Origin of the sequence: Arthrobacter sp. NPDC093128 (assembly GCF_040683875.1) — a bacterium.
Taxonomy (GTDB): Bacteria; Actinomycetota; Actinomycetes; order Actinomycetales; family Micrococcaceae; genus Arthrobacter.
In genome coordinates, this window is record NZ_JBFBEY010000015.1 from 84,650 (window position 1) to 102,551 (window position 17,902).

The following is a 17,902-nucleotide window of genomic DNA, read 5'->3' on the forward strand; positions in this document are numbered from 1 at the left end:
ATGACTGAGGCACTGATTCACCAAGCCGCTGAGAAATCCAACGACTCCACGGAGGTATCTCCCACGCCGGAAAATGCCCAGCTGTCGCCGGCTGACGTCGAGGCTGCCGTACATTCCATCGCCGACCGGTCCCGCCACGCTGCCCGCAGCATGGCGCGCGCAAACCGTGCCTGGAAGGACAAGGGCCTCCGCGCCATCGGCAAGGCCCTGCTCGACAGCAGGGCCCAAATCCTCGCCGCCAACGCCAAGGATGTAGAGGCCGGCCGTGCCAACGGAACCACCGCCGCGCTGCTTGACCGCCTGACCCTGAGTGACACGCGGATCGAGGCCCTGTCCGCCGCACTGGAGAACCTTGCCGGCCTGCCGGACCCGGTCGGAAACGTGGTCCGCGGCCAGACGCTGCCCAACGGCCTGCGCCTGCGCCAGGTCAACGTTCCCATGGGCGTGGTTGCCGCCATTTACGAGGCACGTCCCAACGTGACAGTGGACATCGCCGGGCTGGCGCTGAAGAGCGGCAACGCGGTGATCCTGCGGGGCGGCACCGCCGCGGCAGCCACCAACGAGGCTCTCATCAGGGTCCTCCGCGACGCACTCGCTTCGGTTGGCCTGCCGGCAGACGCCGTCCAGACCGTTGACCAGTTCGGCCGTGAAGGCGCCAACGTCCTGATGCGGGCACGCGGCCGGGTGGACGTCCTGATTCCCCGCGGCGGCAGGGACCTGATCCAGACTGTCGTCAACAACTCGTCCGTACCGGTCATCGAGACCGGCGAGGGCAACGTCCATATCTTCATAGACGAATCTGCCAGTGAAGAAATGGCGGTGGACATCCTCCTCAACGCCAAGACCCAGCGGCCCAGCGTCTGCAACACGGTGGAGACCCTCCTGGTGCACTCCAGGTCTACCGTGCTTCCCGCCGTCGCCGCAGCACTTCGGAAGGCCGGAGTGACCCTGCATGCCGACGCCCGCGTACGCGCCGCGTTGCCCGCGTCCGTGGAAACCGTTCCCGCCACCGATGAGGACTGGGCCACCGAGTACATGGACCTGGACCTTGCCGTTGCCATGGTGGACAACCTCGACGAGGCAGTGAAGCACATCCGCAGCTGGTCGACCGGCCACACTGAGGCCATCATCACCAACGACCTGGCAAACGCGGAACGTTTCATTTCCGAAATCGACTCAGCGGCGGTCATCGTCAACGCCTCCACCAGGTTCACGGACGGCGGCGAACTGGGGCTGGGCGCCGAGGTGGGCATTTCCACCCAGAAGCTCCACGCGCGCGGCCCCATGGGGCTGACCGAACTGACTACCACCAAGTGGATAGTCCAGGGCGAGGGCCAGATCCGCAGCTAGCAACGCTGTAACATGGAACAGAAGTCCGGAACGGCGGGAAGTACCGCCGTCGTCATTGTGTGAACTCTTTAGGGGAGAAAATGCTGCTGCAGCAGGTTGGCGCGTCCGTCGCCGAACATGAAGAACTGGCTCCGCTGTGGGCCGAACCGTGGGTCTTCGGTGTATCGATCTTTACGATCATGCTCATCCTGATGTTCGTGACGCTGTCCTACAGCAACCTGGGTAACCGGCACGAAGCCGTCGAGGAGCACTCGGACCCGCACCGCCAGCACCCGAACAAGCACGATCACGGCCAAGGCCACTAACATCACTACCGTCCTGAAGCGGCGCGGCGCCAAGCGCCGCCTGCGTTTGGGTGTGATGGGTGGCACATTTGATCCCATTCATCACGGCCACCTTGTCGCGGCCAGCGAAGTTGCGGCGAAGTTCGGCCTCGACGAGGTGGTATTTGTCCCCACCGGCCAGCCGTGGCAAAAAACGCACAAGCAGGTCAGCGAGCCCGAGCACCGTTATCTCATGACGGTGATCGCCACAGCCTCCAATCCGCGTTTTACGGTCAGCCGTGTGGATGTGGACCGTCCCGGTCCGACGTACACCATCGACACCCTGAGGGACCTGCGGACACAACGGCCGGATGCGGACCTTTTCTTCATCACCGGCGCGGATGCCATGGCGCAGATCCTGTCCTGGAAGAACATCGACGAACTGTGGTCGCTGGCGCATTTTGTCGGTGTGACCCGTCCGGGGCACGTCCTTGACGGGATGGGCCGGAAGGACGTCAGCCTGTTGGAAGTGCCCGCCATGGCGATCTCTTCCACGGATTGCAGGGCCCGGGTCGCGGCAGGCAACCCTGTCTGGTACCTCGTGCCCGACGGGGTGGTCCAGTATATTGCGAAATACGGCCTGTACGCCGGGCAGCCCGACCCGGACAGCAGTGCTGCACTTACCGAGTTACACGAACCAGCCAGTACCGAGTGAGTTTTAGATGAGCCAGGAACAGCCTCCCCTCCGCAGCCGTCGTGAATTGCGACAGGCCAGAGATGAGCGCGCGGAATCACGCCAGGATGCGGGGCCTTCGGCTCCCCGTCCGGTTCCCCCTGCCTCAAAAGTGCCCGGCAACGTGACACCGGCTCCTGCTCGTGGCGATGCCCCGAACAAACCCGGTCCGGCGACGCCCCCCGCGCCGCTGACGCAGTCCGCACCAGGGGCACGGCCCGGCGAAAACGGTTCGGATGCCGGAACCGGCCGAATCCGGCGCGTGGCACCCGGCCCGGTGGATTCGGTCCGGCCTTCGACCGGATCCGAGCGGTCGTCACAGAGCAGGGCACGCGACCGTGCAGCCCTGCGCACCATCAAGGAACTGGCAGAGAAGGAAGAACGGCTGTCCGGCGGCGGTCCGCCCACGCGCCGCCAGCTTCGCCTCCAGCAGCTTCAAGCCGAGGCGGCACCGGCCACGGCTGCCAACCCCATCGTTCCGCCTGCCCGCACGGCCGCCCAGCGGACCGTTCAGCCGGCCCGGCCGGCGCAGGCATCGCCGCAAGCCGAAACCCCTCAGGCCGGACAGCAACAGTCCGGTCCGCCGCAGGTCAACGCGCCGCAGGTCAACGCGCCGCAGGCCAACGCGCCGCTGGCCAAAGCTTCACAGGCCAACCCGGACAGCCGGCTTCCTGATGGAATGACCGTTGAGCAGGCTCTCGCGGCACGTTCCCTCCTCGCCGAACAGGCCAGGAACCAGATCGCCAAGATGGAGCACATCGCGGCGAACGATCCTGAAGCGGTGGACCCGGATATCCTCGCCGAACAGATCGCCTTGGCCGAGCGCGCCGCCGTCCTGAACAAACGGGCCATGGCCAAGCAGAAGCTGGCCGAGCAGGCCAGCCAGCCCGCGCATCCGAAGACCGAGCCGTCAGCTGTCAGCAACCTTGCGATGGTGACGCCCCTGGAGTTCGAGAAGGTCCCGGGGATTGACCGGCCGGTGATGAAAAAGCCCGCCACCTCTTATGTGCCGGTAGTCACCAACCCCGGCCCCAGGTTGCAGCCGCCAAGTACCAAGGGATCACGCAAATCCGGACCGTCGAGGCAGCGGAATGCCAGGCCGGTAGCGGGCCGGGCCGGCGTGCTTGCGCGCGCCGAGGCGGCAGCGCAGGCAGCCACTGATCCTGCGGCAACGCAGATTGCAGCATCGGCGTCCGGCGAGCCCTGGGCCGCCGAATCCGGCGAGAATTTCGTGGACAGGCCACGTGTGCCCGCCAACGCTGCCTACGGCCTTGAGCCCCTGGACGCCGTCACTGCCGGCCTGGGCAGGGCGCACCGTGTCCGTCTGCTGCAGTTGGGCGTCCTCGCTTTGGGGATTGTTGCGCTGATTGCCGGCGTCACCATGATCATCAGCGGCCTGGCGCCCTGATCCAAACGTCCCGGCGCGTCGCCAACGCTGCTGTTCTCCCGTCATCCGGGGTAGACACCACTGGCGTCGGAACATACATAGCTTTAAACCACTACAAGGAGTCCCGTGACTGCAACCCAAACATCCATCGCCACAGCCCGCGTAGCAGCGCGCGCTGCTGCGGACAAGATAGCCCAGGACATAGTTGCCCTGGACGTAAGCGAGCGGCTTGCCCTTGCCGACGTTTTCCTGATCGCCTCGGCGCCCAGTGAGCGCCAGGTCAACGCCATCGTTGACGGGATCGAAGAGGAACTGGGCAAGCAGGACCTGCGTCCTGTTCGCCGCGAGGGCCGCTCCGGCGGGCGCTGGGTCCTGCTGGACTACTCCGACGTCGTCATCCACGTCCAGCATGAGGAAGACCGCGTTTTCTACGCCCTTGAGCGCCTGTGGAAGGATTGCCCCGTCGTGGACCTCCAGCTCGGCGACGACACGTCGGCCAAGGCTGCTGTCTCCTCAGACAGCGAATAAGCGGAACCCGCCGCCCGAATATGCCCGATTTGGAATTTTCGGAACGGCTGTTCTAAGATATTTGAGTTGCTTCGGAGAGATCCGGACGAAGAGCCGGGCCCGGCAGTGAAAGCTGAAGGTGCCGGAGCAATGAAAATTCGGGGCTGTGGCGCAGCTGGTAGCGCACCTGCATGGCATGCAGGGGGTCAGGGGTTCGAGTCCCCTCAGCTCCACCGAAGGGTCCGCCGGAATCGAAAGATTCCGGCGGACTTTTTTTGTTTTCACTAGCCACTCGTGCCGGTACGGATGGTGAGCCGGGGTGCCGCTCACCAAACGCCTCCGCCGAATTGGCGTCTTACACGATTGTGGTTTAAGATAATCAAGTTGCTTACGGAGATCGATCCGAAAGTAACAAGAGTTTGGGGCTGTGGCGCAGCTGGTAGCGCACCTGCATGGCATGCAGGGGGTCAGGGGTTCGAGTCCCCTCAGCTCCACCCGATTCACACAGCAGAAGCCGCCCGATCGGGCGGCTTCTGCTGTTTAAGCAGCCCGGCCTTTGGCCGGAGCACGCTCGACTAAAATGGGACCGTGAACGACACCCTTCCCCCTTGCCCTGCATGCTCCAGCGAGTACACATATGAAATGGGCGCGCTGCTGGTCTGCCCCGAGTGCGCCCACGAGTGGTCCGCCGTGGCCGCGGAACATGAAGCTCTTGCGGAAGCGGTGATCAAGGACGCGGTAGGCAATGTGCTCGCCGACGGTGACACGGTGACCGTGATCAAAGACCTCAAGATCAAGGGAAGCTCCACCGTTATCAAAGTGGGGACGAAAGTGCGCGGCATCCGGCTGATGGACGGCGTCGGAGACCACGACATCGACTGCAAAGTGGATGGCGTCGGACCAATGCAGCTCAAGTCCAGTGTGGTCAAGAAGGTCTAGGGCGGGGATCGGAAATCACTGACGCCCGGGCAACGGAACTGCGGACCGCGGATGTAGTGGTGATCGGTGCCGGCCAGGCCGGCCTATCAGCTGCCTATCACTTGCAGCGGCGTGGCTTTCTGCCGGCTCCCGCCCCGGAGGAAGCGCCCCGTTCGTATGTTGTGCTGGACGCCGAAGCCGGGCCAGGCGGAGCATGGCGCCACCGCTGGCAGAGCCTGCGGATGGCCACCGTGAACGGGATCAGCGACCTGCCAGGCATTCCCAAGCCGGAGGTTGACCCGGCCGAACCCAGTTCAGGCTTTCTCTCACGCTATTTCGGGGACTACGAGGACGGACTCGGCCTGAATATCGTGCGGCCGGTGAAAGTCCGCTCCGTATCCCGCGAGGACAACCACTCTTCGGGGCGGCTAAGGATCGAAACTTCGGCCGGAAGTTGGTCGGCGCGCGCGGTCATCAACGCCACCGGCACCTGGACGAGGCCGTTTTGGCCCATCTACCCCGGGCAGTCCACGTTCCGGGGCAGGCAGCTGCACGTGGCCGACTACGTGGCTGCCGAGGAGTTCCGCGGGCAGCACGTGATTGTGGTGGGCGGCGGTATTTCCGCCGTCGGCCTGCTTGACGAAATATCCCAGGTGACTTCCACAAGCTGGTTCACCCGCCGGGAGCCGGTATGGCGCGACGCCGAATTTGACCAGAAAGCGGGCCATGACGCCGTCGCCCTCGTTGAAGAGCGTGTACGGCAGGGACTGCCTCCACAGAGTGTGGTTTCCGTAACCGGACTGATCTGGACCCCCTCCCTGCGGGCCGCCGAAGCGCGGGGCGCCCTGGACCGGCGCCCGATGTTTACGGAAATCGAACCCCGTGGAGTCCGGCTGGCTGACGGGGGCTTCCTGGCGGCGGATGTCATTCTTTGGGCCACCGGATTCCGGGCCGAGCTGGAACACTTGGCCCCGCTGCACCTCCGCGGCTCCGGCGGCGGAATCGCCATGAACGGAACCCAGGTGGCAGCAGAGGAACGCGTTCACCTTGTCGGCTACGGGCCGTCGTCGTCCACCATCGGCGCCAACCGCGCCGGCCGGGCGGCTGTGGCCGGCATCCTGGGGATGCTTGGCAGCCGCGACGGGGGAGGGGTGCCGCCGGCCGCGGACGGGGCCGTTTCACGGTAGGTTTACTGGGTAGCTTTTCGCCCGGTGAATCTTCCCCGTGAGCGGATCGACGACGGACAGAGAAGGCGGCAGCTTGCACGTGGCGGAAAACAGCTTGGACTCAGTCCTCTCGGGCCTGCGCCGGTTCCCCGATGTTGAAGCCCCGAACCTGCAGGCCTGGGACGCAACCGACAGGCTCCTGCTCGAAACAGCGTCGGAACTGCTGACCCCGGACAGTCGCGTAGCGGTGGTCGGAGACCGCTACGGAGCCCTCACCTTGGGGGCGCTGGCCACCTGCGGCGTCAGGAACGTCCGGGTCCACCAGGACCTCATCACGGGGGAGCGGGCCCTGCGGAATAATGCCGCGGCCCTCAACATCGACGCCGGGGTTGACCAGCGACCGCTCGATGCGGCCCTGTTCGACGGTGCCGACGTCGTGTTGCTGCAGCTGCCCAAAACGCTCGCGGAGCTGGAGGAAGTGGCCGACGCCGTAGCCCGCTACGCGGCACCACACACGGTCCTGCTGGCGGGCGGCCGGATCAAGCACATGAGCCTGGGCATGAACACCGTCCTGCTACGCCACTTCAACGACGTCCAGCCGCAGCTGGCCCGGCAGAAATCAAGGGTCCTCATCGCCCGGGACCCCAGGCCTGTGACCGGTCCGCCGCCGTTTCCGGTCGCTGACCCCAACAGCGAGCTGGGCCTCACGGTCTGCGCGCGCGGTGCGGTGTTCGCCGGCACCAAGCTCGATATCGGGACACGGTTCCTGCTGAGGTTCCTGCCCGACATGCCGTCGGCTGAGAGCGTGGTGGATTTGGGGTGCGGGACCGGCATATTGGCCGCCATGTATGCCAGAAGCCATCCGGGCTCCAAAGTCACTGCCACAGACCAGTCGGCGGCCGCCGTCGACTCTGCCCGGGCAACTTCGGAGGCCAACGGACTGGAGGGCCGGATCACTGTCCTCCAGGACGACGCCATGGATTCGCTGCCGGACGGAAGTGCCGGGCTCATTCTGTTGAATCCGCCCTTTCACCTGGGCGCCAGCGTCCATGCCGGAGCGGGGATCAAGATGTTCCGTGCCGCCGGAAGGGTACTGGCACCGGGCGGGGAACTCTGGACCGTGTATAACAGCCACCTGCAGTATTTGCCGGCCCTGGAACGGTTCGTCGGCCCCACCCGCGTCGCGGGCCGGAACGCCAAGTTCACGGTTGCGGTCAGCACCGCGCGCATCCCGCTCCCATAACGCTGCCGGTGCGCGGATGCGGGTCGGCAGAAGGTCGGCCACAGCGCGGAAACCGCGGTGCCGGAAGTCAGCGTGTGAGCGTACCGCCACGACCGCAGGTAACGTACGATTCAAGCATCAGTAGTGCATAACCGAAGAAGTTTAGGGGAATCCGTGACTGAGATCCGCACGCCATCGCCGAGGCGCGGAACAAATTTGCCCCGCATGGGGGACTTCAATCTCACGGTGATTCTGGACGCCATCCGGCGGTCCTCCGGCGGCCTCAGCCGGGTGGAACTCGCCCAGATCGTTGGCCTATCCCCCCAGACGATTTCCAATATCTCCCGGCGCCTGCTCGACCAGAACCTGATCGTCGAAGCCGGCAAGGAAGGGAGCGGGCCCGGCAAGCCGCGCACCATCCTCAGGCTGAACCCTGCGGGAATGTACGCCGTTGGCGTGCACCTCGATCCTGCCGTCACCACCTTCGTGGTGCTCGACCTTGTGGGGGCCGTTGTCAGGCACTCACGGATCAATACCCCCGGCGCCAGCGACCCCGACGGGATCATCGCCACCATTGCCGCCGAGATCAAGGACCTTGTGGCCGCCTCCGGTGTCGATAGGGACAAGATTGCCGGTCTCGGCGTCGCAGCTCCGGGCCCTATCAACCTGGAAGAGGGCACGGTTGTGGATCCGCCGCTGTTGCTCGGCTGGGACCGCGTGCCGTTGCGCGACGCCCTGGCGGAGGCCACCGGCCTGTCCACCCTGGTGGACAAGGACGTCACCAGCGCCGCGGTCGCCGAAACCTGGGCGGGCGGTCCCAGCGGCTCGGGCAGTTTCGTTTTTATGTACATGGGCACAGGCATCGGTTGTGGCATCGTCCTGAACGACGAAGTGGTGCGCGGCACCTCGGGGAATGCCGGCGAAATAGGGCACATCATTGTGGACCCGGACGGCGCGCCCTGCGACTGCGGACTGAGGGGATGCGTGAAGTCGTCGTGCATTCCGCAGGTCCTGGTGGCGCAGGCTGAAGCGGCCGGCGTCCTGGAAGTTGAGCGACACCCCTCCGGTGCCCCGGCGGTCCAGGAGAGCTTCGCGAAACTGTGTGAGGCAGCCGACGCCGGCAACAGCAAGGCCGGGGAAATTATTGACCAGTCCGCCGTCCTCGTGGCCCGTGCCGTCGCCGTCGTCACCAACACCCTTGACGTCGAACGGGTGGTGTTCGGAGGCCCGTTCTGGACTCTTCTCTCGCAGAGGTACCTGGACCGCATTCCGCAGCTGCTGGCGGAGAACAGCGCGGCCCGCCAGATCCATGGGGTCGAAGTTGTCGGCACGGGCGTGGGAGAGGACGTAGGTGCCGTCGGCGCGGCCTGCCTGGTGCTTGAGCATACGCTGGCCCCGCGGGCACAGCGGCTTCTGCTGGAAGGCTGAGGCTGGCCCGAGTTGCGGTGTCAGTGGACAGCACTAACCTGAAATTGCATATCGGCTAAAGGCTGGGGCCAGCTGGAGGTTATTGGGGGCTGCAGCCGCTCGAAGATTGGAGCGTCATGCACCGCCCTGCCAAAATAGATCCTGCCAAAAAAGGCCCCGCCAAAGCGGGTGCTGCCAAATTAGTGGTCGCGCTGTTGTCAGCGGGCGCCCTGCTGGCAACGGCGGCGTGTTCCGCGCAACAGCCGGCCGCCGAAAACCGGACCCTGAAAATCGTCTACCAAAAAACCGATTCGTTTTCCGCCCTCGACACCTTGTTCAAGGACGCCAAGAAGGACTTCGAAGCGGCCAACCAGGGGACCACCGTTGAGCTGCAGCCCATCGAGGCCAATGACGACGACTACGGCACCAAGCTTGCGCTGGCCCTGAGGTCGGCAGAGACCGCCCCGGACGTCTTTTACGAGGACACGTTCAAAGTGAGGTCCGACGTCGACGCCGGATACCTCCTGAAACTGGACAGCTACCTCGAGAAGTGGGACGACTGGAAGACCTTCAACGAAGCCGCCAAAGCTGCCGGCACCGGAGACGACGGCGGTATCTACGCCGTGCCCCTCGGAACCGACACCCGGGCCATCTGGTACAACAAGAAGGTCCTGCAGAAGGCCGGCATTGCCGTTCCATGGCAGCCGCGGTCCTGGGACGACATCCTCGATGCTGCACGCAAAATGAAGGCTGCGGACCCGGAAGTCGTCCCGTTCAACATGTACGCCGGCAAAGCAACCGGTGAAGGCACTGTGATGCAGAGCTTCTACGAGCTGCTCTACGGTACGGACGCCGAACTGTACGACCAGCAGGAGAAGAAATGGGTGGTCGGCTCGCAGGGATTCACGGATTCGCTGGCGTTCCTGAAAACCCTCTACGACGAGAAACTGGCTGTCGCGCCGGCCGAGGCGCTTGATGCCAACGTCTGGAAGAAGGTCTTCGGTGAATGGCTGCCGCAGGGCAAGATGGGGGCCACGGTGGAAGGGTCCTACACGCCGTCGTTCTGGCAGAAGGGCGGCAGCTACGAGTGGGCCGGCTACACGGAGGACATGGGCGTTGCCAGGTTCCCCACGCAGCGGGGCCAGGAGCCGGGCGGCGTCAGCATGTCCGGCGGCTGGACCCTGGCCGTCGGGGCGGACTCCAAGAATCCGGACCTGGCGTTCAAGTTCCTCACCGAGGCCATGAACAAGAAGAACTCGCTGTCGTTCACCGTGGCCAGTTCCCAGATCGCGGTCCGCACGGACGTGGCCTCCGAACCCGACTACCTGGCGGCCAATCCGTTCGTGAAGGACGTGTCCGAACTGGTCTCCGTCACCCACTACCGGCCCGCCACCGCCGACTATCCGCGGATCTCGGCCGCGGTGCAGGTAGCAACCGAAGCCGTGATCACCGGCACCCTCTCGCCGCAGGAGGCGGCCGAGCAGTACGACAAGACAGTCAGGGACCAGGTGGGTGAAGCCAAGGTCCTGCAGAAGTAGCGCATGCCTGCACGAAAATCCGTCCGGCGGCACCTCCGGCTGCTGCCGGTTGTGCCATCCGTCCTGCTGATCCTCCTTTTCCTGGCGGCGCCCGTCCTGTGGTCCTTCCACGCGTCCTTCACCAACGCGGCCCTGACCGGGCGCAATGCCAGGAATCCGGCCTGGACCGGCCTCGAGAATTACACGCGCCTGCTCAGCGACGCCGCGTTCCCGGCCTCGGTGGTCCTGACGATGGTTTTCGTCGTGGCGTCTGCGATTGTGGGCCAGAACCTGCTGGGGCTCCTCATTGCCGGGCTGATGACGCGTGCCCGGAAAACCGTGTCCGCCGTGGTGGGAACGGCCGTGGTGGCGGCCTGGGTGCTTCCGGAGATTGTTGCGGCCTTCGCCGCCTACGCCTATTTCAGCAGGGACGGGACCCTGAACCAGCTGCTGGGCGGTGCGGGCCTGGCCGGTGCCGACTGGCTGTATGCCTTCCCCATGGTGGCCGTGGTGCTGGCCAACATCTGGCGGGGCACCGCGTTCTCCATGCTGGTGTACCGGGCGGCCCTCGCCGACGTGCCCCGGGACATCTCGGAGGCCGCCCTGATGGACGGGGCGGCAGGCTGGCAGCGCCTGGTGTTCATCACGCTGCCGCTGATCAGGTCCAGCATCGCCACCAACCTGATGCTCGTCACGCTGCAGACCCTGGCCGTCTTCACCCTGATCTGGGTGATGACGGCCGGCGGACCGTCCAACGCCAGCACCACCCTGCCGGTCCTGGCCTACCAGGAAGCGTTCAAGTTCGGCGACATCGGCTACGGCACCGCCATCGCCTCGGTGCTCATTGTCCTTGGCCTGGTGTTCGGGATCGCCTACGTCCGGATGCTCAAGGGGGACAGGCGATGACGACGGCGGAACGGGCCGCCCGGCGGGCAACGCGCGGCGGCGTGCCCTCGCCGGGGCAGCGCTCCGCCCGCACGCCTGCAGACGCTGCCCTGCTGCTGATCGGTGCCTGCTTCGTGCTGCCGTTGCTGTGGCTGGTTTTCGCCTCGCTGGACACCAAAGCCGGGTACGAGACACAGCTGCCGGCCAGTGCGTCGCTCACCAACTTTGCGGCCGTGCTCACTCCGGAGCTTCTGATCAGGCCCCTCTGGAACAGCCTGCTGCTCTCCGGCGGGACGGCAACGGTTACCCTGGTGGCGGCCGTGCTGGCGGCGTACCCGCTTTCCCGGTTCGAGTCCAGGTTCAACCGGCCGTTCCTGTATTCAATCCTGTGCGGCACCTGCCTGCCGGTGACGGCCATCATGGTGCCGGTCTATGGCCTGTTCGTCCAGCTGCGGCTGCTGGATTCCATGCCGGCCACGGTTTTCTTCATGGCGGCAACCGCCCTGCCCATGGCCATCTGGATGACCAAGAATTTCATGGATACGGTGCCTGTTTCGCTGGAGGAAGCCGCCTGGGTGGACGGCGCGTCCGGGCTCACGGCGCTGCGCACAGTGGTGCTGCCGCTCATGCGCCAGGGCCTGGGGGTGGTGTTCATCTTTGTTTTCATCCAGACCTGGGGCAACTTCTTTGTGCCCTTCGTGCTGCTGCTGTCCCCGTCGAAGCAACCCGCGTCCGTTTCGATCTTCAGCTTCTTCGGACAGCACGGCGCGATCGCCTACGGCCAGCTGGCCGCATTTTCCATCCTCTATTCGGTACCCGTCCTGGTCCTCTACGTACTGGTGGCTCGCGGGGCCAGCGGATCGTTTGCGCTGTCCGGGGCGATGAAGGGCTGAGCCTGCCCGTCAGTCGATGTCTTCGATCACGGTCCCGTACGGTACCGTGTCGTCCAGATGAGCCTGGTGGCCGTGGGGGAGGTTGAGGACCCGGACGCCGTGCGACTTTTCCGCTGCGGATTGCATGAGGATCGGCCGGACGGTGTTGATGAAACTCTCGCTCTTGCCGGCGAGATACTCCTGGTAACTGGCTGGAAGCTGGATCATCCCATCAGGATAGTACCGCCGGGCCCGCATGGGGAGGGCTCCCCATTGTGGAAACTGGATGCCACGGCTTGGATAGTATGGCCGGTGGCGGGCGATTGCGACCGCCGGCAACCTGGCAGCAGCAGCCGCCGGTCATGAACAGCAACCAGGGGGACTCTTCAGTGCTTCAGACTACGGCCGCCGTCCGGATCGAAGCGGCGGAACTGGCCCGGGCACAGCAGGTCATGGCCAACATCTCGCGCAGCTTTGACGCGAAGGTCGTGGGGCAGGCCAGGCTCCGTGAATCACTGCTGGTGGGGCTCATGACGGGCGGCCATATCCTGCTGGAAAGCGTCCCCGGGCTGGCGAAGACCACCGCCGCGCAGACCGTGGCGGACGCCGTCAGCGCAGAGTTCCGCAGGATCCAATGCACCCCGGACCTGTTGCCCAGCGACATCGTCGGCACGCAGATCTACGACGCGGCCAAGGGGACATTCGTCACCCAGCTGGGTCCGGTCCATGCCAACATCGTGCTCCTGGACGAGATCAACCGCTCCAGCGCCAAAACGCAGAGCGCCATGCTCGAAGCGATGCAGGAGCGGCAGACGTCCATCGGGGGAGTTGTGCACCGCCTGCCGACGCCGTTCCTGGTGCTGGCCACCCAGAACCCCATCGAGCAGGAGGGAACCTACCTGCTTCCCGAGGCCCAGATGGACCGCTTTATGCTCAAAGACGTCCTGGACTACCCCACACCGGCCGAAGAGGCCGAAATTATCCGCAGGATCGATTCCGGCGTCTTCACCGACGAACAGCGCCCTGCCGCCGCCGCGTCGCTTGACGCGGTCTCGGAAGTGCAGGAACTGGTCAAACGCGTCTACATCGACCCGGCGATTGTCAGGTACATCGTGGGGCTCGTGTTCGTCACCCGCAACGCCGCCCAGTACATCGACGCCCGCCTGGCTGGTTTCATCGAATTCGGTGCCAGCCCCCGCGCCAGTATTGCCTTCAGCCAGGCCGCCCGCGCAGTCGCCCTCCTGAACGGGCGCGACCACGTGATCCCCGAGGACGTGAAGTCACTGGCCCACCGCGTGCTCCGGCACAGGATCATCCTTGGCTTCGAGGCGGTGGCGGAGCAGGTTCCCGTCGAGACCGTCATCGATGCCATCGTGGCGTCCGTCCAGACCCCCTGAGCGCGCCCCTATGTCCAGCCTCCTGACCCGGGTGAAATCGAAGATGTCGATTTTCGCCCACCGCAAGGCCCGGGGAATGCTCGACGGCGAATACGGTTCCGTCTTCAAAGGCCGCAGCCTGGACTTTGACGACCTCCGGGCCTACATCCCCGGAGACGAAGTCCGCGACATCGACTGGAAAGCGTCAGCCCGGCACGGCTCCCCGCTCATCAAGCGTTATGTTGCCGTGCGGCGGCAGACCCTGCTGCTGGTCACGGATACCGGCCGCAACATGGCCGCCTCCGCGCTCGGCGGCGAGGAGAAGAAGGACATTGCCGTGATGGCCCTGGGCGTGGTGGGCTACCTTGCCCAGCGCCACGGCGACGTCGTGGGCCTGGTCTGCGGTGACGCTGAGGGCTCCCGGTCCTTGCCCGCAAAGGCCGGCGAAGCCCACCTCGAAAGGCTACTGCGCGCCGTCGACGGCGACACGGGGCTGGCATCGCCCCGCAGCAGCATCGGCGAACAGCTGTCCTATGTGGCACGCAACTACGGGCAGCGCATGCTGCTCTTTGTTGTGGCCGACGAAATGGTTCCCGATGCCGCCATGGAGCGGCTGCTTCGCCGGCTCCGGGCCCAACACGAGGTCCTTTGGCTGACGGTGCGGGACGCGCAGCTGGCCGCAGCCGGCCCGGGCAGGTTACAGGCCGGCGGGATACAGGCGGCCGCCACCCAACCCGCCGACCGCTACGACGTGGCGGACTCCCGCCTCCTCCCCGGCAGGCTGGCGGCCGGGGAGGCTGTCATCCGTGCGTACACGGCGGCGCAGGAACGGCGCGATGCGGCCCGGGAAGCCGTGCTGCGCCGGCTGGGCATTGCCCACGTCCACGCGGGCAGCAGCCATGATGTGATGCCAGCCGTGTTCACCTTGCTGGAACGGCACCGCCGTGGAAAATGATTCCGGTTTCTATGCCCCGCTGATGTACAGCGCGTGGTTGACGTGGGCCGGCCTGGGCCTGCTGTTCCTCGTAGCAGCCTGGGTTGCCTTCGTCGTCCTGAGCACCCGGCAACGGTCGGGTACGGTGCCCGCCCCACCCTCCGGGCCGCCGTCGGATCCGTCCGGCCTCAAGCGCGACTACCTGCGCCGCATCGATGCCGTGGCCGTTGACGCGGCAGCCGGCCGGGTGTCCGCGCGCGCCTCCCACCAGGAGCTGAGCCTGCTCATCCGGAGCTTTGTCCGCGACATTGCCGGGATCGACGCTCCGCGGATGACCCTGGCGGAACTCAACCGGCAGGGCATTCCGGCAGCCGCGGTGGCCATCGGCAGCCTTTATCCGGCGGAATTCGGCCCAGAGCCCCGGGATACTCAACCCCGCGACTCTGAACCCCGCGACTCTGTCGCGGCAGCGGCGGAAACGGCCCGGGAGGTTGTCCGGACATGGAACTGATTTTCTGGTGGATGATCCCGGCGGCCCTCATCATTGCCGTGGGGACGTACTGGATGGCCCGGAAACGGGACCGCAGCCACGGTTCCCTCCGGCTGCCCGTGGCCCACAGCCACCGGCTCACAGAACTGCCGGAGTACCAGGCCGCTTTGCGGCGCCACCGACGCTGGCTCACTGTTGCCGCAGTCGCCGGGGGAGTGCTGATGGCAGCGGCAGTGGTTTCAGCGGCACGGCCGGCCGAGCGAAGCACGGTCAGCCCCGAGCAGCGCAACCGCGACATCATCCTGTGCCTGGACGCGTCGGGATCCATGAGCAGCGCCGACGCGGCAGTGGTGGAAGTCTTCGCCCGGCTGGCACAGGGATTCGACGGCGAACGGCTGGGCCTGACCGTCTTCGACAGCAGCGCGGTGCAGGTGTTCCCACTGACTGATGACTATGACTTCGTGCAGGAACAGCTTCAGGTTGCCAAGGAAGCGTTCGACGGGGCACCCGGAAGCGCCGGTTTCCTGGACGGCACCTGGAACGGCGCGGGGTCCTCGCTGATCGGTGACGGGCTGGCTTCGTGCGTGCAGGGCTTCCCGGCGGCCGATGAGGGTGGGCAGGCCGGAGCCGGCGGGGCACAGGAACGGTCGCGTTCGGTCATCCTGGCCACCGACAACTTCGTCTCGGGTGATCCCATCTTCACCCTCGAGGAAGCGGCGGCGCTGGCCAAGAAGAAGGACGTCCGCATGTACGCCCTCAACCCCGGAGACTTTGACTATGGGACGGACCCGGCCCAGCCCGGCGCCCAGTTGCGGACGGCAGCGGAAGGGACGGGCGGGGCGTACTACCCGCTGGACAGCCCGGAAGCGGTCCAGGACATCATCCGCAAGGTCCAGGCGACGGAGGCCACCGCGTTCAAGGGCGCCCCGCAGGCCGCCGTGGCGGACCGCGCCGAGATCCCGCTGGGAATCGCCTTGGTGTCCGGCCTGGTGCTGGCCGGCGCGTCCTGGAGGCTGAGGCCATGACCTTTCAGCCAATCTGGCCCTGGTGGGTCATGGTTCCGGTGATTCTCGCCGCCGTCGTTGTCCTGGCATGGACGGCCGTCCGAAGCCGGCCCGGCCGCGCGGGACTCCGCGGTGCGTTGCTGCCGGCGGGACTCGTGGTTCTGCTTTTGTTGGCCGCCCTCCGGCCCGGTGTACCCGGCGGGAGTGTCCGGGCTGCCGCAACCGACTTAAATGTCTTTTTTGTCGTGGACACCACCAGCAGCATCGCAGCCGAGGACTACGGAAACGGCAGCCCCAGGCTCGACGGCGTCCGGAAGGACATCATGGCCATAGCCGGTGAGCTCGCCGGAGCCAGGTTCTCCATGATCACGTTCGACTCCCGGGCCGTCGTCCGGATGCCGCTCACCACGGACGCCTCCGCCCTCGACACCCTGACCGGTGTCCTGGAGCCCCAGGTCACCGTATATTCCACGGGCAGCAGCGTGACGGTTGCCCGGACTCTGCTCAACGAACGGCTGCAGGCAGCACGGGACAGCCACCCTGAGCGGGCCCGGATCGTGTACTACCTTGGCGACGGCGAGCAGACCAGCGGCAAGGCACCGGAGCCGATGCGCGTGGATGCCTCGCTGGTGAACGGCGGCGCGGTACTCGGTTACGGTACCGCGGAGGGCGGCCGGATGAAGGAGAAGGCCAACTATTCATCGACCGCGGGCACCGACTACATCCAGGACCGCAGCGGCGGAAGCTCCGGGGACGCCGTCTCCCGAATCGACGAGGACATGCTGAGGGGGATCGCAGCGCAGCTCGGTGTGCCGTACGTGCACCGCGCGGCAGGGGATGCAGTGGCCCCGATGATGCAGGCGGCCAGGCCCGGGGCACTGAAGGAAACGTCGGAGTCCCTCGAGGGCCGGGTGGAACTCTACTGGGCGCCGGCGCTGGCCGCGTTCGTCCTTGCCCTGTGGGAGAGCCTTAGGGTGCTTCGCCAGCTGAGGCAGCTCAGGCCGGCGGAAAAGGAGGTCCGCCCATGAACAGCGATCAGTTCCCGCCAACCACACCAATTCCACGAACGCCAGATCAGGGAAGACACATCCGGCGCCGCCTGCTGCTTGCATCCGCTGTGCCCGTGCTGCTTGCCGCGGCGCTCGCCGTCAAGCTGCTGAGCGTCGGCTACCTGGGCGGCCAGGCTGCGGGGGCATTCGGCAGCGGCGACCAGGCTTCCGTTGCTTCGGCGGCCTCCGGGCTGGGAATCGCGAATTTCGTGGAACGGCACAAGGCGCCCTTTGCCGCCGGCGATGCCCTGGTGCTGAGCGGGGACTATGCCGGCGCCCGCACCCTTTTCGAGGCATCGCTCGCCGACGCCACACCGGCCGACGAGTGCAAGGTGCGCGTCAACCTGGTCCTCAGCATCGAACGGCTGGCGGACCGTACCGCGAAGGCAGCCGGGCCGGCCGATGCCGGCGCGGAAGCCGCGAAACTTTATGACGACGGCCTGGCCGTGGTCAAGGCAGCCCCGCCCGGGTGCTTTAGCCCGGAAGGAAGCCAGGGCAACGCCAACGGTGCTGACGGGGAAGGCGACCGCCTGCGGGAAGCCGAAGAGCGGCTGCAGGCCAAAGCGGACAAGCTCGGAAGCCCGGCGGCGAAACCCGGGGACGGTGCCGATGAGCAGCCGCAACCCGACCCCGAGCCGCAGCAGAGCCAGCTGGACAAGCTCGGGGAGTCCGCCAAGTCCGCGCAGCGGGAGCGGAACGACGGCAGGCAAAGGGACGAATACCTGAACGGCGCCGACTCCGACACCGGTGCCGAAAAACCCTGGTAGCAGGGAACGCGGCGGGCCCGGAGCCGTGGGCAGTCCGCCGGTGGATTCCGGGCGC

The 17,902-nt window shown here is 66.1% G+C and carries 19 protein-coding genes and 2 tRNA genes; 20 read left to right on the forward strand and 1 reads right to left on the reverse strand.

Features of this window, described 5'->3' with window-relative positions:
- The 14 genes from AB0N24_RS18025 (at nt 1) to AB0N24_RS18090 (ending at nt 12,248) form a co-directional block, all read left to right on the forward strand.
- Nucleotides 1-1,350, forward strand: coding sequence for a glutamate-5-semialdehyde dehydrogenase (locus tag AB0N24_RS18025; protein ID WP_364127117.1), 1,350 nt, complete (start codon nt 1-3; stop codon nt 1,348-1,350).
- Between the two features lie 80 nt (nt 1,351-1,430).
- A complete protein-coding gene (locus tag AB0N24_RS18030; RefSeq protein ID WP_214955410.1) occupies nt 1,431-1,655 on the forward strand; it encodes a hypothetical protein in 225 nt (74 codons plus the stop codon).
- Nucleotides 1,656-1,695: 40 nt separating this feature from the next.
- Nucleotides 1,696-2,328, forward strand: a complete 633-nt coding sequence (gene nadD, locus AB0N24_RS18035; RefSeq protein WP_258073858.1) for a nicotinate-nucleotide adenylyltransferase — start codon at nt 1,696-1,698, stop codon at nt 2,326-2,328.
- Between the two features lie 280 nt (nt 2,329-2,608).
- Complete coding sequence (locus AB0N24_RS18040) at nt 2,609-3,754, forward strand: hypothetical protein (RefSeq protein WP_364127120.1); 1,146 nt, start codon at nt 2,609-2,611, stop codon at nt 3,752-3,754.
- Nucleotides 3,755-3,859: 105 nt separating this feature from the next.
- Nucleotides 3,860-4,261 carry a ribosome silencing factor gene (gene rsfS / locus AB0N24_RS18045; RefSeq protein ID WP_104173103.1) on the forward strand — a complete coding sequence of 134 codons (402 nt, stop codon included), beginning with the start codon at nt 3,860-3,862 and terminating at the stop codon, nt 4,259-4,261.
- Between the two features lie 139 nt (nt 4,262-4,400).
- A tRNA-Ala gene (locus AB0N24_RS18050) sits at nt 4,401-4,473 on the forward strand.
- Nucleotides 4,474-4,661: 188 nt separating this feature from the next.
- A tRNA-Ala gene (locus AB0N24_RS18055) sits at nt 4,662-4,734 on the forward strand.
- Between the two features lie 94 nt (nt 4,735-4,828).
- Nucleotides 4,829-5,179: a zinc ribbon domain-containing protein YjdM gene (locus tag AB0N24_RS18060; protein WP_364127123.1), complete on the forward strand. Its 351-nt coding sequence runs from the start codon at nt 4,829-4,831 to the stop codon at nt 5,177-5,179.
- 56 nt (nt 5,180-5,235) lie between these two features.
- A complete protein-coding gene (locus AB0N24_RS18065; RefSeq protein ID WP_364127126.1) occupies nt 5,236-6,345 on the forward strand; it encodes an NAD(P)-binding domain-containing protein in 1,110 nt (369 codons plus the stop codon).
- Nucleotides 6,346-6,424: 79 nt separating this feature from the next.
- Nucleotides 6,425-7,567 (forward strand): methyltransferase, encoded by a 1,143-nt coding sequence (locus tag AB0N24_RS18070; protein WP_364127129.1) that lies wholly within the window; start codon nt 6,425-6,427, stop codon nt 7,565-7,567.
- Nucleotides 7,568-7,771: 204 nt separating this feature from the next.
- A complete protein-coding gene (locus tag AB0N24_RS18075; protein WP_364127132.1) occupies nt 7,772-8,974 on the forward strand; it encodes an ROK family transcriptional regulator in 1,203 nt (400 codons plus the stop codon).
- 116 nt (nt 8,975-9,090) lie between these two features.
- Nucleotides 9,091-10,491, forward strand: a complete 1,401-nt coding sequence (locus tag AB0N24_RS18080) for an extracellular solute-binding protein (RefSeq protein WP_364127135.1) — start codon at nt 9,091-9,093, stop codon at nt 10,489-10,491.
- Between the two features lie 3 nt (nt 10,492-10,494).
- Nucleotides 10,495-11,376: a sugar ABC transporter permease gene (locus tag AB0N24_RS18085; protein ID WP_364127138.1), complete on the forward strand. Its 882-nt coding sequence runs from the start codon at nt 10,495-10,497 to the stop codon at nt 11,374-11,376.
- A complete protein-coding gene (locus AB0N24_RS18090) occupies nt 11,373-12,248 on the forward strand; it encodes a carbohydrate ABC transporter permease (protein WP_364127141.1) in 876 nt (291 codons plus the stop codon). The genes AB0N24_RS18085 and AB0N24_RS18090 overlap by 4 nt, the downstream gene beginning before the upstream one ends.
- Nucleotides 12,249-12,257: 9 nt before the next feature.
- On the opposite strand, the gene AB0N24_RS18095 is transcribed toward AB0N24_RS18090, so the two are convergent.
- Entirely contained in the window at nt 12,258-12,455 is a 198-nt protein-coding gene (locus AB0N24_RS18095; RefSeq protein ID WP_104173096.1) for a hypothetical protein, read from the reverse strand.
- A gap of 161 nt (nt 12,456-12,616) precedes the next feature.
- On the opposite strand from AB0N24_RS18095, the gene AB0N24_RS18100 reads away from it, so the two are divergent.
- Genes AB0N24_RS18100 through AB0N24_RS18125 form a run of 6 tightly spaced genes read left to right on the forward strand, consistent with a single transcriptional unit; the run spans nt 12,617 to nt 17,847 of the window.
- Entirely contained in the window at nt 12,617-13,624 is a 1,008-nt protein-coding gene (locus AB0N24_RS18100; RefSeq protein WP_364127286.1) for an AAA family ATPase, read from the forward strand.
- A 10-nt stretch (nt 13,625-13,634) separates the two neighbouring features.
- On the forward strand, nt 13,635-14,558 hold the full coding sequence (locus AB0N24_RS18105; RefSeq protein ID WP_364127144.1) for a DUF58 domain-containing protein: 924 nt from the start codon (nt 13,635-13,637) through the stop codon (nt 14,556-14,558).
- The gene (locus AB0N24_RS18110) at nt 14,548-15,048 is read left to right on the forward strand and encodes a hypothetical protein (RefSeq protein ID WP_364127146.1); all 501 of its coding nucleotides are present in this window, start codon (nt 14,548-14,550) and stop codon (nt 15,046-15,048) included. Before AB0N24_RS18105 ends, AB0N24_RS18110 begins: the two co-directional genes overlap by 11 nt.
- A complete protein-coding gene (locus tag AB0N24_RS18115; protein ID WP_364127148.1) occupies nt 15,039-16,052 on the forward strand; it encodes a VWA domain-containing protein in 1,014 nt (337 codons plus the stop codon). Before AB0N24_RS18110 ends, AB0N24_RS18115 begins: the two co-directional genes overlap by 10 nt.
- Nucleotides 16,049-17,059 carry a vWA domain-containing protein gene (locus AB0N24_RS18120; RefSeq protein ID WP_364127151.1) on the forward strand — a complete coding sequence of 337 codons (1,011 nt, stop codon included), beginning with the start codon at nt 16,049-16,051 and terminating at the stop codon, nt 17,057-17,059. The genes AB0N24_RS18115 and AB0N24_RS18120 overlap by 4 nt, the downstream gene beginning before the upstream one ends.
- Nucleotides 17,056-17,847, forward strand: a complete 792-nt coding sequence (locus tag AB0N24_RS18125) for a hypothetical protein (RefSeq protein ID WP_364127153.1) — start codon at nt 17,056-17,058, stop codon at nt 17,845-17,847. The genes AB0N24_RS18120 and AB0N24_RS18125 overlap by 4 nt, the downstream gene beginning before the upstream one ends.
- Nucleotides 17,848-17,902 lie beyond the last annotated feature (55 nt).